Origin of the sequence: Alteromonas sp. 38 (assembly GCF_902506055.1) — a bacterium.
Taxonomy (GTDB): Bacteria; Pseudomonadota; Gammaproteobacteria; order Enterobacterales; family Alteromonadaceae; genus Alteromonas; species Alteromonas lipotrueae.
This window is the reverse complement of sequence record NZ_LR733300.1, coordinates 2,586,400-2,599,849: the sequence shown is the minus strand read 5'-3', so window position 1 is coordinate 2,599,849 and position 13,450 is coordinate 2,586,400. Positions and strand designations below refer to the sequence as shown.

At 45.1% G+C, this 13,450-nt stretch carries 13 protein-coding genes; 9 read left to right on the top strand and 4 right to left on the bottom strand.

What is annotated here, in order from left to right; translation table 11 throughout:
- Window positions 1-2 precede the first annotated feature (2 nt).
- Genes bioB through bioD form a run of 4 tightly spaced genes read left to right on the top strand, consistent with a single transcriptional unit; the run spans window position 3 to window position 4,040 of the window.
- Window positions 3-1,121: a biotin synthase BioB gene (gene bioB, locus FLAVO9R_RS11290; RefSeq protein ID WP_013784818.1), complete on the top strand. Its 1,119-nt coding sequence runs from the start codon at window positions 3-5 to the stop codon at window positions 1,119-1,121.
- A complete protein-coding gene (locus FLAVO9R_RS11285; protein WP_159531343.1) occupies window positions 1,121-2,476 on the top strand; it encodes an aminotransferase class I/II-fold pyridoxal phosphate-dependent enzyme in 1,356 nt (451 codons plus the stop codon). Before bioB ends, FLAVO9R_RS11285 begins: the two co-directional genes overlap by 1 nt.
- The gene (locus FLAVO9R_RS11280; RefSeq protein ID WP_159531341.1) at window positions 2,473-3,372 is read left to right on the top strand and encodes a methyltransferase domain-containing protein; all 900 of its coding nucleotides are present in this window, start codon (window positions 2,473-2,475) and stop codon (window positions 3,370-3,372) included. Before FLAVO9R_RS11285 ends, FLAVO9R_RS11280 begins: the two co-directional genes overlap by 4 nt.
- Complete coding sequence (bioD, locus tag FLAVO9R_RS11275) at window positions 3,369-4,040, top strand: dethiobiotin synthase (RefSeq protein WP_159531339.1); 672 nt, start codon at window positions 3,369-3,371, stop codon at window positions 4,038-4,040. The genes FLAVO9R_RS11280 and bioD overlap by 4 nt, the downstream gene beginning before the upstream one ends.
- Here the strand turns inward: bioD and pepE are convergent.
- Window positions 4,011-4,733 (bottom strand): dipeptidase PepE, encoded by a 723-nt coding sequence (gene pepE, locus FLAVO9R_RS11270; RefSeq protein ID WP_159531337.1) that lies wholly within the window; start codon window positions 4,731-4,733, stop codon window positions 4,011-4,013. The genes bioD and pepE overlap by 30 nt on opposite strands.
- 94 nt (window positions 4,734-4,827) lie before the next feature.
- Here pepE and FLAVO9R_RS11265 point away from each other — a divergent pair, with 94 nt between their 5' ends.
- The 4 genes from FLAVO9R_RS11265 (at window position 4,828) to FLAVO9R_RS11250 (ending at window position 8,465) form a co-directional block, all read left to right on the top strand.
- Window positions 4,828-5,295 (top strand): low molecular weight protein-tyrosine-phosphatase, encoded by a 468-nt coding sequence (locus FLAVO9R_RS11265; protein WP_159531335.1) that lies wholly within the window; start codon window positions 4,828-4,830, stop codon window positions 5,293-5,295.
- A gap of 2 nt (window positions 5,296-5,297) precedes the next feature.
- Window positions 5,298-6,266 (top strand): FecCD family ABC transporter permease, encoded by a 969-nt coding sequence (locus tag FLAVO9R_RS11260; RefSeq protein ID WP_201299259.1) that lies wholly within the window; start codon window positions 5,298-5,300, stop codon window positions 6,264-6,266.
- The gene (locus tag FLAVO9R_RS11255) at window positions 6,263-7,036 is read left to right on the top strand and encodes an ATP-binding cassette domain-containing protein (protein WP_159531333.1); all 774 of its coding nucleotides are present in this window, start codon (window positions 6,263-6,265) and stop codon (window positions 7,034-7,036) included. The genes FLAVO9R_RS11260 and FLAVO9R_RS11255 overlap by 4 nt, the downstream gene beginning before the upstream one ends.
- Before the next feature lie 85 nt (window positions 7,037-7,121).
- Window positions 7,122-8,465, top strand: coding sequence for a class II 3-deoxy-7-phosphoheptulonate synthase (locus tag FLAVO9R_RS11250; RefSeq protein ID WP_159531331.1), 1,344 nt, complete (start codon window positions 7,122-7,124; stop codon window positions 8,463-8,465).
- 95 nt (window positions 8,466-8,560) lie between these two features.
- On the opposite strand, the gene FLAVO9R_RS11245 is transcribed toward FLAVO9R_RS11250, so the two are convergent.
- From FLAVO9R_RS11245 to FLAVO9R_RS11235, 3 genes are all read right to left on the bottom strand, one after another.
- On the bottom strand, window positions 8,561-9,763 hold the full coding sequence (locus FLAVO9R_RS11245; RefSeq protein WP_159531329.1) for an MFS transporter: 1,203 nt from the start codon (window positions 9,761-9,763) through the stop codon (window positions 8,561-8,563).
- A gap of 218 nt (window positions 9,764-9,981) precedes the next feature.
- The gene (locus FLAVO9R_RS11240; RefSeq protein WP_013784808.1) at window positions 9,982-10,197 is read right to left on the bottom strand and encodes a DUF3820 family protein; all 216 of its coding nucleotides are present in this window, start codon (window positions 10,195-10,197) and stop codon (window positions 9,982-9,984) included.
- Window positions 10,198-10,371: 174 nt separating this feature from the next.
- Window positions 10,372-12,174, bottom strand: a complete 1,803-nt coding sequence (locus FLAVO9R_RS11235) for an ABCB family ABC transporter ATP-binding protein/permease (RefSeq protein WP_159531327.1) — start codon at window positions 12,172-12,174, stop codon at window positions 10,372-10,374.
- A 300-nt stretch (window positions 12,175-12,474) separates the two neighbouring features.
- Between FLAVO9R_RS11235 and moaA the strand changes: the two genes are divergently transcribed.
- On the top strand, window positions 12,475-13,443 hold the full coding sequence (gene moaA, locus FLAVO9R_RS11230; protein ID WP_159531325.1) for a GTP 3',8-cyclase MoaA: 969 nt from the start codon (window positions 12,475-12,477) through the stop codon (window positions 13,441-13,443).
- The last annotated feature ends 7 nt before the right edge of the window (window positions 13,444-13,450 follow it).

Below are 13,450 nucleotides of genomic sequence, written 5' to 3'. Positions count from 1 at the left end.
CAATGACTCTGGCTTCAGCGCCTGACGCGCAAAATAATACAATTCGTCACGATTGGTCACAAGCCGAAGTAGAGGCGCTTTATGCCTTGCCATTTAACGACTTGCTGTTTCAAGCGCAGGTAGTTCACAGACAACACTTCAATCCAAACGAAGTACAAGTAAGCACCTTGTTGTCGATTAAAACCGGTGCATGCCCGGAAGATTGTAAATACTGTCCGCAAAGCGCGCGTTACGATACCGGCCTAGAAAAAGAGCGCTTGCTTGAAATTGAAAAAGTGATTGAACGAGCAAAAGAAGCCAAGCAAGTAGGCTCTACTCGTTTTTGCATGGGTGCTGCGTGGCGTAACCCACGTGACAGAGACATGCCTTATATTGTGAAAATGGTGGAAGAGGTTAAACAACTTGGCCTTGAAACCTGCATGACACTTGGCATGTTAACCCGCGACCAAGCGGTAGCGCTTAAACAGGCTGGTCTAGATTATTACAACCATAACCTTGATACCTCGCCTGAATACTACGGCGATATCATTACCACTCGTACCTATCAAGACAGACTAAACACCCTTGAAAACGTGCGCGCGGCAGGCATGAATGTGTGTTCTGGCGGTATTGTGGGTATGGGCGAAACTGCAGGCGACAGAGCCAGCTTATTGATTCAATTAGCGAACTTGCCGGAACAACCTCAAAGTGTACCCATTAACATGTTGGTTAAAGTAAAAGGTACGCCACTAGCCAGTTTAGAAGATTTAGATTATTTCGAGTTTATCCGCACCATCGCGGTGGCCCGTATCATGATGCCTAAATCTCATGTGCGTTTATCTGCTGGTCGCGAAGCCATGAATGAACAGATGCAAGCGCTGTGTTTTATGGCGGGTGCTAATTCTATTTTCTATGGTTGTAAGTTGCTGACTACGTCTAACCCAGACACCCACGAAGATGTTATTTTGTTTAAAAAGTTGGGTATAAACACCGAGCGAACTCGCGATTTTTCTGATGAAGCACATCAGCAAGTGTTGGAAGAAGAAATTGCACAGCAACAAGAGCAAGGCTCTGATGCTAGCGATTTATTTTACGACGCTAGTGCACCGCGTAAACAGAAACAGCAGCCCGCGGAGGCATAATGGCCTTCGATTGGCTGGAAGCCCGCTTAGCCGAACGGGCTCAGCAAGGTTACCTGCGTAAGCGGGTATGCCAGCAGTACGAAAAAGACAACATTATCTGTATTGATGGTGAGCACTATTTGAATTTTGCTAGCAATGATTACCTTGGCATGCGCCATCATGAAGGTGTGTTGCAAAGCTGGGTAGAAGGCTTGGCGCAATTTGGCGGTGGCAGCGGCGCGTCGCCGTTGGTAACGGGCCATACCCAAGCACATTTGGCTCTTGAAGCGTACATCGCTGACGGTTTAAATCGAGACGCTGCGTTATTGTTTAACTCGGGCTTTGCGGCTAACCAAGCGTTATGTATGGCGCTGTTTAGTCGTGATAATCATCAAGGCGCTAATCATCAAAACCCAAGTGCCGCGGCCGGCAGTAAGCATACCGGTGAAATTTTTGCCGATCGGCTTATGCATGCGTCCTTCCTTGAAGGCGCTATGGCAACCAAGGCCAAGTTGCGTCGCTTTAGGCATAACGATCTAGCTCACCTATCCAATTTATTAGCTAATTTACTGAACAAGGCGGATACAACCAATAACTGTGACAAGCTAATAGTCACTGAAGGTGTATTCAGTATGGACGGCGACAGCGCCCCCCTTCGTGATATGGCGGGTGTAGCAAAGCAAAACAAAGCATGGCTAATGGTAGACGATGCACACGGTATGGGCGTATTAGGTGAAAACGGACTGGGAAGCATTGAAGCGCAGGCGTTATCTCAAACCGACGTACCTATAGTGATGGGTACCTTTGGCAAAGCCGTGGGAACCGCCGGTGCGTTTATAGCTGGAAGCCAAGCGCTCATTGATTACCTAGTCAACTTTGCCAAGCATTATGTCTATTCCACTGCCATGCCGCCGGCCCAAGCAGTAGCAACATTATATTCGTTAACGCACATTGCTGCTGATTCGAGTCGAACCGACGCGTTGAATCACAATATCGCGTATTTTCGCGAACGGTTTAGTGCCCAAATCGGGAGTGCACGTCGTAGCAATGATGACAGCGAAGACGAAAATGGATACACACTCAAAGCGTCATCGAACAAAGCTTCGTCAACCAAAGCTTCGTCAAATACCCATCATGATTTAGTCTTGGCTAATTCACATAGTGCAATCCAACCTATTATTGTAGGTAGCCCTGAGCGCGCGTTAGCATTGAGTTATGCGCTAAAAGCCCGAGGCATATGGATACCTGCTATTCGCTATCCTACCGTACCAAAAGGGGAAGACCGATTGCGCATTACACTAAGCGCTACTCATACCCAGCAAGATATAGACGTACTTGTTGATGCTATTGCCCTTGCGATGGAGTCGATATCATGAGCCCGCAATCTTTAGCTAAACAAGCGCCACAGCCGCTTAAACAAGATTTATCTCAACCGCTTTGCCAACAGGGCGCAGTTGCAGTGCATGCTGCTAGTCACTCCGATGGTTTATTAGACTCACAATCTGAAAGCGTGATCAGTGAAGCGGTGATCGCGAAGCAATTTTCAAAAGCCGCAAATAAGTACGATAACGAAGCGCATATTCAGCGCGAAATTGCACAGGCAGGGTTAAACAACTTACCTATTTCTTTAAAAGGCGACTTACTTGATATTGGCTGTGCAACGGGAGCCCACAGTGACGAACTTCAGCAACGAGGTGCTAACGTCACCGGGGTAGATATTGCACTTGGTATGGTTCAAAAAGCGCAAGCAGCCTTTCCTGAGGTTAGTTTTAAGCAAGGTTCGGCGCAGTCTCTACCATTTCAAAATAACTGCTTTAGTACGGTATTTTCCTCTATGGCATTGCAGTGGTGTAACAGCCCGCAAGCAGTGGCTAGCGAACTTTATCGAGTACTTAAGCCATCGGGAATGGCAGAAATTGCCATTATGGTGAGTGGTTCTTTTTCTGAGCTTCATAAAGCGAGAAGTGTTGCCCAATTACCTGCTGCGGTTACGCGTTTGCCTGAAGCTAGGTTGTGGCTTAATTCATTTCTTGGGGCTGGGCTGCGGGTTAGTCGCCTTATCAATAAAAACTATGTTGATGAGCATCAAGATGTACTTTCTTTACTTCGTTCAATTAAAAATGTTGGGGCGGGAACTACGGGGGCTAAACAGCAATCCCTTTCGCGCAGTGACATTAAGAAATTGTCGTTGGCCTATAAAAATATTAGCGCTGTCGATGGCGTGCTACCCCTTACTTACAAAGTGTGTCATTTCAGAATAGAGAAACCATGAAGCAGTATTTCATTACCGGAACCGATACCGAAGTAGGTAAAACCTACGTTACCTGTCACCTACTAAAAGCCGCTGAAAGTGAGCAAAAAACGAGCTTAGGTTATAAACCTATTTCGGCAGGCTGTGAAAAAGTGGGAAACGACTGGGTAAACGAAGACGCATCTGAAATTCAGCAAGCAAGTAGTATTAAACTGCCTATCAGTACTATCAATCCTATTACGTTTGTTCCGCCGATTGCGCCGCACATCGCAGCTAAAGAAGCGGGCGTAACATTAACCAGTGAAGCTGTGATTGAAGGGCTAGTTCGCCTGCAACAAGAGACTCCAGATCTTTTGTTGATGGAAGGAGCGGGAGGTTGGCGATTGCCGTTAACCGATACACTGTTTCTTTCAGATGTGGTTAGCGACTTAAAAATGGACGTGATTTTAGTGGTGGGTATGAAGCTGGGCTGTTTAAACCATGCATTGCTTACCGCGCAAGCTATTCAAAATGATGGGCTTAATATTGTAGGTTGGGTAGCCAACGATATCACCGGCTGTATGTCTAGATACGATGATAATTTGGCTACGCTTAAAAACGTCATGCCAGCGCCCTTATTGCTGGAAGTGCCTTTTTCAAGCGAGCCAAGTAAAGATGCCTTAACGGCTGCTATTCATAAGCTCTGTTAAATCTTCATTTTGCGCTATTGGGCGTTTTTCATTACCTAAAAAGATAAACCCGCCTTTCTCACCCACCAGTGTTAATTGCTGCTGGGACAAAGAAAGGGCGGTACCTTCACGAATGGCTACCACGGGCGTGGTGGGGTTTAGCACTGTAAATTCAGCCAATCGCTGATCACGTGTTTCACCATTATGCCCCAGAGGGTGATAATCGCTGTAGTGCGGATTCAACTGAAAAGGGACTACATCGAGCGCATTAAAGCTTTTTGGCTCGACAATTGGCATATCATTAGTTGTACGAATGCTTAACCCACAAATGTTTGAGCCTGCGCTCCAGCCAATATATGGCGTGCCTTCAGCAATGGCGTGCTGAAGTGGTTCCAATAAGTTTTGTTGGTATATAGTATGCATCAAATGGAAGGTATTTCCGCCACCTACCACAATGGCTTGATTATTTGCCTTTGCATTTTTGATAGCCTGTACAGGGTTATCAAAGGTATGAAGCCCTGTCACTTTACATTCTGGCAAGGCCGTTGCGACAGCTGAAACATAGTTGTCGTAACTTTGTGTCACTGCTGCGTAGGGAATAAATAGTAGGTCGCGAATGCCACCTAAGTGTGCAAGAATAAGGCTTCTCGCATGTTCAAGGTACGCTTCGTCGCCCTGACGAGAACTACTTAACATTAATACATGTGCGGTCATTACTGCTCCACAATTTTTTTAAACGGCGTTATTTACGTGAAAGTTAACATAAAGTTTAGCTTAGTGCCGTTATTGGTTTTAAAGGAATTTTTATATGGGTCAGAACACATCGGTGTTATTCGTTTGCTTGGGTAACATTTGCCGTTCACCTACGGCCGAAGCTGTGTTTCTTGCTAAGGCTGCTCGAGCTGGCTTAAAACTAGACATAGACTCTGCAGGAACCCATGGGTATCACATTGGCAAACAACCAGATAAACGCTCGCAAGCGGTTGGCGTGGAGCGTGGTTATAGCTTCAAAGGCTTAAAGTGTAGGCGGGTAGATGAAAAAGACTTCGAAAAGTACGACTACATTCTGGCAATGGATAATAGCAACCTAGACAATCTACGTGAAATGTCCGCGCCGGAACACCACGAAAAAATTCACTTGTTCTTAGACTTCGCTGACAGTGAAGATAAGGAAGTTCCCGACCCTTATTATGGCGGAAAACGGGGCTTTGAATTAGTGTTAGATTTAATTGAAGAGGCCTCTGACGGGCTAATCGCACATATTCAACAGAGCTAGATATGCACACTGTGTTAAAGGGAAGGGCTGCTACCTTCCTACTTTGTGGTGTTACCTTCCTGCTCACCGTTGGCGTGTTAGCCACGGTATGGCTAACCGATTCACCCACGGCATTAAAACAACACATCACACTACAGCTTCAAATTCCGCTTATCATTACCGCCGTTTTAGTCGGTAGTGTATTGGCAGTCAGTGGTGCTACCCTTCAAATAGTATTACGCAATCCGCTGGCAGACCCAGGTATTATCGGTATCACTAGCGGCGCCAGCTTAGTGGCTGCAACCCTGTTATTACTCACCCCTTTGTGGGCACAGCCTTATCTCCATTATATATTGCCTCTAGGCTGCTTCATTGGTGCATTAATAACAACGTTTGTTATCTATCGCCTTGCAAGAAAACTTCTGGGTTCAGCGGTTGCTGTTATTTTATCTGGCATTGCTATCTCTACCTTGAGTGGGGCTGTTATTGCTTGGATGTACATGTTTAGTGATGCCCAATCCTTGCGTAACCTAACATTTTGGCTGATGGGAAGTGTGTATCAAACCACGTGGCCTATTTTGTGGGTAAGTGGCCCACTTATTATAGGGAGTTTGTGGTATCAAATACGTCAATCTGCCAAATTCAATCGTCTGTATGCTGGTGATTTAGCCGCGTTAAGCAGCGGCGTGCATGTGCAACAACTTACCGAACGTAGCCTTATTGCTACCGCCGTAGGGGTAGGAGCGGCGGTGTCTATTGCGGGGGCTATTGCCTTTGTTGGGCTGTTAGTGCCGCACATTCTTCGGCTTATTCTTGGCCATGACAATAGGATACTGTTACCCGCAAGCGCGTTATGTGGCGCCAGTTTATTACTTATTGTGGTGCTCATGTCTGAACTTACTCGTGCGATAACCCTGCCTGTATCTATGATCACTGCCACCTTAGGCGGCCCCTTACTCATTTGGGCATTAATGAAGGGGCAGCTTCGATGAACCCAGTTATTTCATTGCGCGATATTTATGTGAAAAAGCGTTTAACTAATATTACCCTTGATATCAATCAAGGCGATTGCGTACATATTTTAGGCCCGAATGGTGCAGGAAAATCTACCCTGTTATCGATAATGGCTGGCGTATTAGCCGCTGAACATGGCGAGGCTTTGCTGCTAGAACAACCCCTACATCAATGGCCTTTAAGTGTATTGTCGACATTTAGAACCTTATTGGCACAGCAAAGTGAAGCTGTGTTTGCGGTCTCTGTAAAAGAATACCTTTCGTTTTTTTCAAGTGAAACCGTGTTTGAACTTCCCAATTTGCTAGAAGCCACACTGGAAGTAACCGGTTTTTTTCCTACGCCCTTAAATAGACTTTCAGGTGGGGAGCGCCAGCGTGTTGAAATTTGCCGCACATTACTGCAAGTTTGGCCTGCCATTAAGCGGGGCGAAGCGATTTTGCTATTAGATGAACCCTTGCAAGGGGTGGATATTCGACACCAATATGCGCTGATGGCGCTGTTTCAAACCTTATGCAATAAAGGGAATACCTTAGTGCTAAGCAGTCATGACATTTTATTAAGCGCAAACTATAGTAATACAGTACTGCTAATGAAACTCGGTACGAGCGTAAGTTTCGGTTTGCCCGAGTCGGTATTGTCAGTCAAAAACCTAGAACATACCTTTGATTGTCATTTTGCAGTGAATAAGCGCGACGACTTTCTAGATATTCAAGTTTGCGCACCTATTGTATTAGATCAAATGTGGTAAAGTAGCGCGCATACAGATAAGCGCTCACACACAATGAGATTAACGTTTGCCTAAACGTAAAAAACATTTAAATCAGGAGAACCCCTTGAGTAATTGGCAAGTAGACAGTTGGAGGCAAAAACCTATCCTTCAACAACCAGAGTACGATGATGCGGCACAACTTAAACAAGTAGAGCACACGCTAAGTACATATCCTCCGCTGGTTTTTGCCGCTGAAGCCCGTGATCTTCGCCGTCAACTTGGTGAGGTTAGTTTAGGTAAAGGTTTTCTGCTTCAAGGCGGTGACTGCGCCGAATCGTTCGACGAATTTAATGCGCCAAAAATTCGCGATACGTTTAAAGTATTGCTTCAGATGGCTATTGTTTTAACCTTTGCAGGCCGTTGCCCAGTCACCAAAGTGGCTCGTATGGCGGGTCAATATGCTAAGCCTCGTTCATCAAATTTTGAAACCCGCGATGGTGTTACACTGCCAAGCTACCGCGGCGATATTATTAATAGTTTCGAGTTTAACGAAGCCGCTCGCCGCCCAGATCCGAACCGTTTGATTGAGGCGTACCACCGCAGTGCATCGACGCTTAATTTACTTCGCGCTTTTTCTCAAGGTGGTTTGGCCGACCTTCACGAAGTAAACCGTTGGAATATGGCTTTCGTTGAAAACAACCCGCTAAAAGAACGCTACCACGATATGGCTGTGCGTATTCAAGATACATTGTCGTTCATGGACGTGATTGGCATTAATTCGCAATCTAGCCCAACTTTACATGAAACCTCGTTGTTTACGTCGCATGAAGCATTGCTGCTTAACTATGAACAAGCCCTAACACGAATTGATACACTAACTGGCAAGCCTTACGATTGTTCTGCGCATATGATTTGGATTGGTGAGCGTACCCGTCAGCTAGACCATGCTCACATTGAGTTCTTCCGTGGTATTCACAACCCTATTGGTGTGAAAGTTGGGCCTAGCATGGAAGAAGATGAACTTATTCGTTTGATTGATGCACTAAACCCGAATAACGACCCTGGTAGGCTGACGTTAATTACCCGTATGGGGGCTGATAACCTAGCTGATAACTTGCCGCGTTTATTACGTCGCGTTAAAGCAGAAGGTAGACACGTAGTATGGAGTTCAGACCCCATGCACGGAAATACGTTCTCTGCATCAAGCGGTTATAAAACTCGTAATTTTGATGCCATTTTGCGTGAAATTAAACAGTTCTTCCAAGCACATAACGATGAAGGCACGCATGCTGGTGGTATTCACCTTGAAATGACAGGCCAACACGTGACCGAGTGCACTGGCGGTGCGTATGAAATTAGTGATGAAGACTTAGCACAAGCGTACAAAACTCAATGCGATCCTAGACTAAACGCCGATCAAGTACTTGAAATGGCATTCTTAGTTGCAGACCATTTGCGCAACGCATAAGCGTTAGCAAAACAGAGTGAAAAGGGTAAATCGCATGTCGACTTACCCTTTTTTTGTCTGACCTTTAGATTAAATCATCACCTATGTGCACAGCACTAAACGCTAGTATGAGAATGAAGATTCTTTATGCACAAGCGATTCAAATTATTAACGAATAACGCACTACTAACAAATGCTAGGCTAACCACAACCACACCGAACCAAGAAAATGTGTTAAACGCAATGAGGCCAGTATAAGAGCCTAGTGCACCACCGAGATAATACCCCAGCATGTAAATACCATTTATTCGACTTTGCGCTGAAAGGTCGATTGAAAATACGCGAACTTGGTTGGACACTTGGGCACTGAATATCCCCAGATCGATAAGAACTATACCTACAATTAACCCCCATAAGTTTTCACCGAACAAACCTGAAATAGTAAACCCAAGAAAGATAAGCCCCAACGCTATATTTATCATATTGCGAACACCCACTTTGTTTACCAAGCTCCCCGATACTTTTGCACCCACAATACCTGCCAATGCCACTACACCAAAAAGCCCCGCTTGTTGCGCATTGTAGTTAAAAGGAGACTCATGAACATGTAAAGCTAAGGTAGCCCACAAGGCGTTAAACGCAGCGAACCACAAGCTTCCGGTTAACGCAGACTGACGAAGCGCAGCATGTTGTTTTATTAGCGAAATCATACTTAATACTAACTTGGGATAAGGCATTGTGCTGGCGGGTTTATTCGCAGGTAAGTATAAATGGAGCAAGATGCCAAAACATGTAGCTAGTAGTGCTGACATGAGAAACACCGCGCGCCAATTAAAGAACTCTCCTACAAACCCACTTACGGTTCTAGACAATAATATGCCCACGGTTAGCCCTGTCATGATAGTACCGATAACTTTCCCTTTATTCTCTGGGGTACTTAAGGACGCCGCGAATGGAATAATTTGTTGCGTAATATTGGTCCCAAGACCAATTGTGAAACAGGCGGCAACGAGCATAAATAAGCTAGTTGTTGAAAATGCCACGAGTGAAGCGATAACAAGTAAAAGAGACAGTAAACCAATTATCGTTTTACGGGATACGGTGTCGCCCAAAGGAGATAGAAATAACAAGGCCACAGCATATCCAATCTGGCCAGCAGACGGAATAGCACCGAGCTGGTGGGTACTTAGCCCCAGATCTTTGCCTATTTGCGGCAATATAGGTTGATTGTAATATAGATTAGCAACGGTAGCCGCTACCGCGCTCGACATGAGCAACAATTTACCTGTTGTGAGAGAGGGGGATGATTTGGTATCCATAATAATATCTACATGTTGTGTGAGCTGTTAATGGAGGTATTTTATGGTGTTTTTATTTATTACAGAAATGATGGATTTGTGTTTAATTAATCCCGGTTTTGCATAAGTTATCTTTTGAGGTGTGTCATTCACAGCGCATAAAAACTCGTAGTAGGATAATAGAGTGGGTTAAGCGCTTACTTGTTATGCACCATTAAAAATAAAATAGTGAACCGAACTTAGTCGTCATTAAGGAGTGGCTCAACAACTGACTCTAATCCATTTAGTTTAATTTCGTACATGAGCGCGAGTTGCTGCCCCAGCTTTCCTTCGGGAAAACCTTGTTTGTTAAACCAAACTAAATAAGGTTCTGGTAGGTGAAACAGGCGCCGTCCTGCATACTTTCCGAATGGCATGGTTTGGTTGATTGCACTTTTTATTGCTTCTGGATCCATATTGCTCAAAATTACTTTAATGTCGTTAGGTTGTTAGAGTGCCTACAAGGTGTCAATATTCTCGTCTGCGATGAGCAGGTATATGCACTTGTGTTCACGGTTTGAATATAAATGTCGAATATGCTGAATGGGTACATTCGGTAAGAGCCTCAAGCCGCATCACTTCTTTAGTCTTCACTGGCCCATACTTTCATGATTTGAATCTCGCTGCTGAGTAGCCCACAGCCGATTGTATATACCTTGTTGTGCTAAAAGAGTCTCGTGGGTGCCATGTTCGGCAATCATGCCCTTGCTTAACACTAAGATGGTATCGGCATCGACGATAGTAGACAGTCTATGCGCAATAACCAAGCTAGTGTGACCTCTTGCGGCGTCTCGCAGCGCGCCTAATATCGCTTGCTCTGATTGACTGTCTAACGAAGAGGTCGCTTCATCGAATATCATTATTGGCGCACCTTTTAATAGCGCACGAGCGATGGCAACTCGCTGTTTTTCGCCGCCAGAGAGTTTTAGCCCACGTTCGCCTACTGTTGTGTCTAGTCCGTCTGGCAAGCTTTCAACAAATTGGGTTAAATGCGCAAGCTTAATAGCATGAGTAACTTCTTCGTCGCTAGCATCAGGGTTGCCGTAACGGATATTTTCTACCAAGGATGTATTAAACAACACGGTATCTTGTGGAACAATACCGATATGGCTTCGTAAACTGTGTTGGCTAAGTTCGCGAATATCCTGCCCGTTTATGAAAATGCCACCCTCGGTGGGGTCGTAAAAACGAAACAGCAACTTCATGATGGTGGATTTTCCCGCACCACTTTCGCCAACCACAGCAATCTTAGCGCCTGATGGCACCTCGAAGCTGATTCCTTTTAAAATAGGCCGTGCTTGCTGATAGTGAAATTGAACGTTAGTAAAACGTATGTTGGCCTGTTTTGCTGAGAGGTGGGTAGCATTGGGTTTATCTTCAATTGCAGGTTTTTGGGATAGCAGGGAAAACAAGTTTTGAATGTTCGCTAGCGAGCCACGGATTTCCCGATACACAAAGCCCAAGAAATTGAGGGGCATAAATATTTGCATGGTGAAGGCGTTAATTAGCACGAAATCACCAATGGTCATCTCGCCTTCCATTACGCCATAAGCTGCATTCGCCATCATGGCTGTCATTGCTAGGGCAATAATGCTGGCCTGTCCGCCATTTAAGGCAAACAGTGATAACCGATTTTTACGCCTGGCTTTTTCCCAGCCAGCTAAATCTGTATCGTATCGATTTGCTTCGAAGCGCTCATTGTTGAAATACTTTACGGTTTCAAAGTTAAGTAAGCTGTCTACCGCGCGTGAGTTGGTGGTGGAGTCGGCTTCATTCATTTGCTGCACAAATCGCGTGCGCCAATCGGTGGCTTTCATCGAAAACATGACATAGCTGATGACACTGACCACAATGATCATCGCAAACGACCAGCCAAACTGAATCAATAGCAATACCACGACTAAGCCAATCTCTAAAAGGGTAGGCACAATATTGAACACCATAAACCGCATTAAGAAACTTACGCCGTTTGTGCCACGTTCTATATCTCTGGATAAGCCGCCCGTTCTGCGGTTTAAATGGAAACCTAAATCTAGATTGTGCAGATGATTAAATACCTTTAAACCTAGCCGGCGCATAGCACGTTCGGTAACACGCCCGAACAGAGTATCTCTTACTTCGCCAAGTAAAACATTGGTGAGCCTAAGTGCGCCATACGCAATAATTAAGCTGATAGGCACGGCAATGGCCAATGCTTCCACATCACCATTTAAACTATCTACCGTGTATTTGAGTACATAGGGTAGACCAATGCTGGCAAGTTTGGCAGCGACTAAGCACAGTAGCGCTAATGCTACCCGACCTTTGAACTCAAGAAGATAAGGCCATAACTGTTTGAGCACTTGCCATTTGATAGGCTCATTCTCGTTTAGCGGGAATCGATTTTTTCGCATGGTGTAATTATGTTCTCACTGCATATTTGTGACGTTGTAAAACGATGACGCTAGCGGAAGGCAGGAAGGAAAGCCTCTGTACAAAGGTGAATTATGGTAGATTAACGAACTCTAAACTAAATCGTCTACGGTGAACCGTTATATTTATTTAAGATAAATAAGGCAACGGTACGATAAAACGTTCTAATTTATGCGTTATCGAGCATTTCATTCTTATTTGCAGCCGCGTAAACTGGCTCAAAGACATCATAGTCTATTTAACCACACTATTTGTTTCACGTAGCCCTTAAGGGAGAAAATTTGTTAGAAGATAGCTTTGGACGACAATTCCATTATTTGCGTTTATCAGTAACGGAGGCGTGTAATTTTCGCTGTCAGTATTGTTTGCCTGACGGTTATCAAGGTCCTTCTAGTGAGCATTTTCTTTCCTTAAGCGAAATCAACACGCTATTGAGCGCGTTTTCAGGGTTGGGTACAACAAAAGTCCGGCTTACAGGCGGCGAGCCAACACTTCGCCGCGACTTTCTTGATATTTTAAGCGCAACGGCAAATACACCTGGTATTAAGCGCGTGGCTATGACCACCCATGGTGGCCGTATGGCTGAATATGCTGCCGCGTGGAAGCAGGCGGGTTTACACCAAGTGAATGTCAGTATTGATAGCTTAGATCCCAGGCAGTTTGCCGCAATAACTGGGCAAGATAAATTGAAGCAGGTGTTAGCTGGGCTCGATGCTGCGGTTGAGGCCGGTCTTGATGTAAAAGTAAATTCGGTGCTGTTAAATGACTTTTCTGATGCTAGGTTGAATCGCTTCCTTGATTGGCTGAAAACCATGCCTGTCACATTGCGGTTTATTGAATTGATGGAAACCGGCGATACCACTAAATTTTTCAAAGCGCAGCATCAAGGTGGAACACCACTTAAGCAAACGCTTAAAGATGCTGGATGGCAACCCATGGTTAGGCGCAAAGATGCCGGGCCGGCGCAGGAATTTTATCACCCTGATTATGCGGGTAAAATTGGCCTCATCATGCCGTACAGCAAAGATTTTTGTAAAAGCTGTAATCGACTTCGCGTTGCGGCAAATGGTAAATTACATTTGTGCCTATTTAGTGAGCACGGCATTGATATGCGACATCTATTAGCTGACCAAGATGTAGTAGGGCTACAACAGTTCTTAGTCGAGTGTTTAGGTGAAAAGCATGCGACGCATTTTTTACATGAAGGCAACACAGGGGCAACGAAGCATTTAGCCATGTTAGGCGGCTAACAGTTAC

Bases quoted from the DNA above. Each gene is read 5' to 3' on its own strand.
- bioB (WP_013784818.1), top strand. From the start codon at position 3: ATGACTCTGGCTTCAGCGCCTGACGCGCAAAATAATACAATTCGTCAC.
- FLAVO9R_RS11285 (WP_159531343.1), top strand. From the start codon at position 1,121: ATGGCCTTCGATTGGCTGGAAGCCCGCTTAGCCGAACGGGCTCAGCAA.
- FLAVO9R_RS11280 (WP_159531341.1), top strand. From the start codon at position 2,473: ATGAGCCCGCAATCTTTAGCTAAACAAGCGCCACAGCCGCTTAAACAA.
- bioD (WP_159531339.1), top strand. From the start codon at position 3,369: ATGAAGCAGTATTTCATTACCGGAACCGATACCGAAGTAGGTAAAACC.
- pepE (WP_159531337.1), bottom strand. From the start codon at position 4,733: ATGACCGCACATGTATTAATGTTAAGTAGTTCTCGTCAGGGCGACGAA.
- FLAVO9R_RS11265 (WP_159531335.1), top strand. From the start codon at position 4,828: ATGGGTCAGAACACATCGGTGTTATTCGTTTGCTTGGGTAACATTTGC.
- FLAVO9R_RS11260 (WP_201299259.1), top strand. From the start codon at position 5,298: ATGCACACTGTGTTAAAGGGAAGGGCTGCTACCTTCCTACTTTGTGGT.
- FLAVO9R_RS11255 (WP_159531333.1), top strand. From the start codon at position 6,263: ATGAACCCAGTTATTTCATTGCGCGATATTTATGTGAAAAAGCGTTTA.
- FLAVO9R_RS11245 (WP_159531329.1), bottom strand. From the start codon at position 9,763: ATGGATACCAAATCATCCCCCTCTCTCACAACAGGTAAATTGTTGCTC.
- FLAVO9R_RS11240 (WP_013784808.1), bottom strand. From the start codon at position 10,197: ATGGATCCAGAAGCAATAAAAAGTGCAATCAACCAAACCATGCCATTC.
- FLAVO9R_RS11235 (WP_159531327.1), bottom strand. From the start codon at position 12,174: ATGCGAAAAAATCGATTCCCGCTAAACGAGAATGAGCCTATCAAATGG.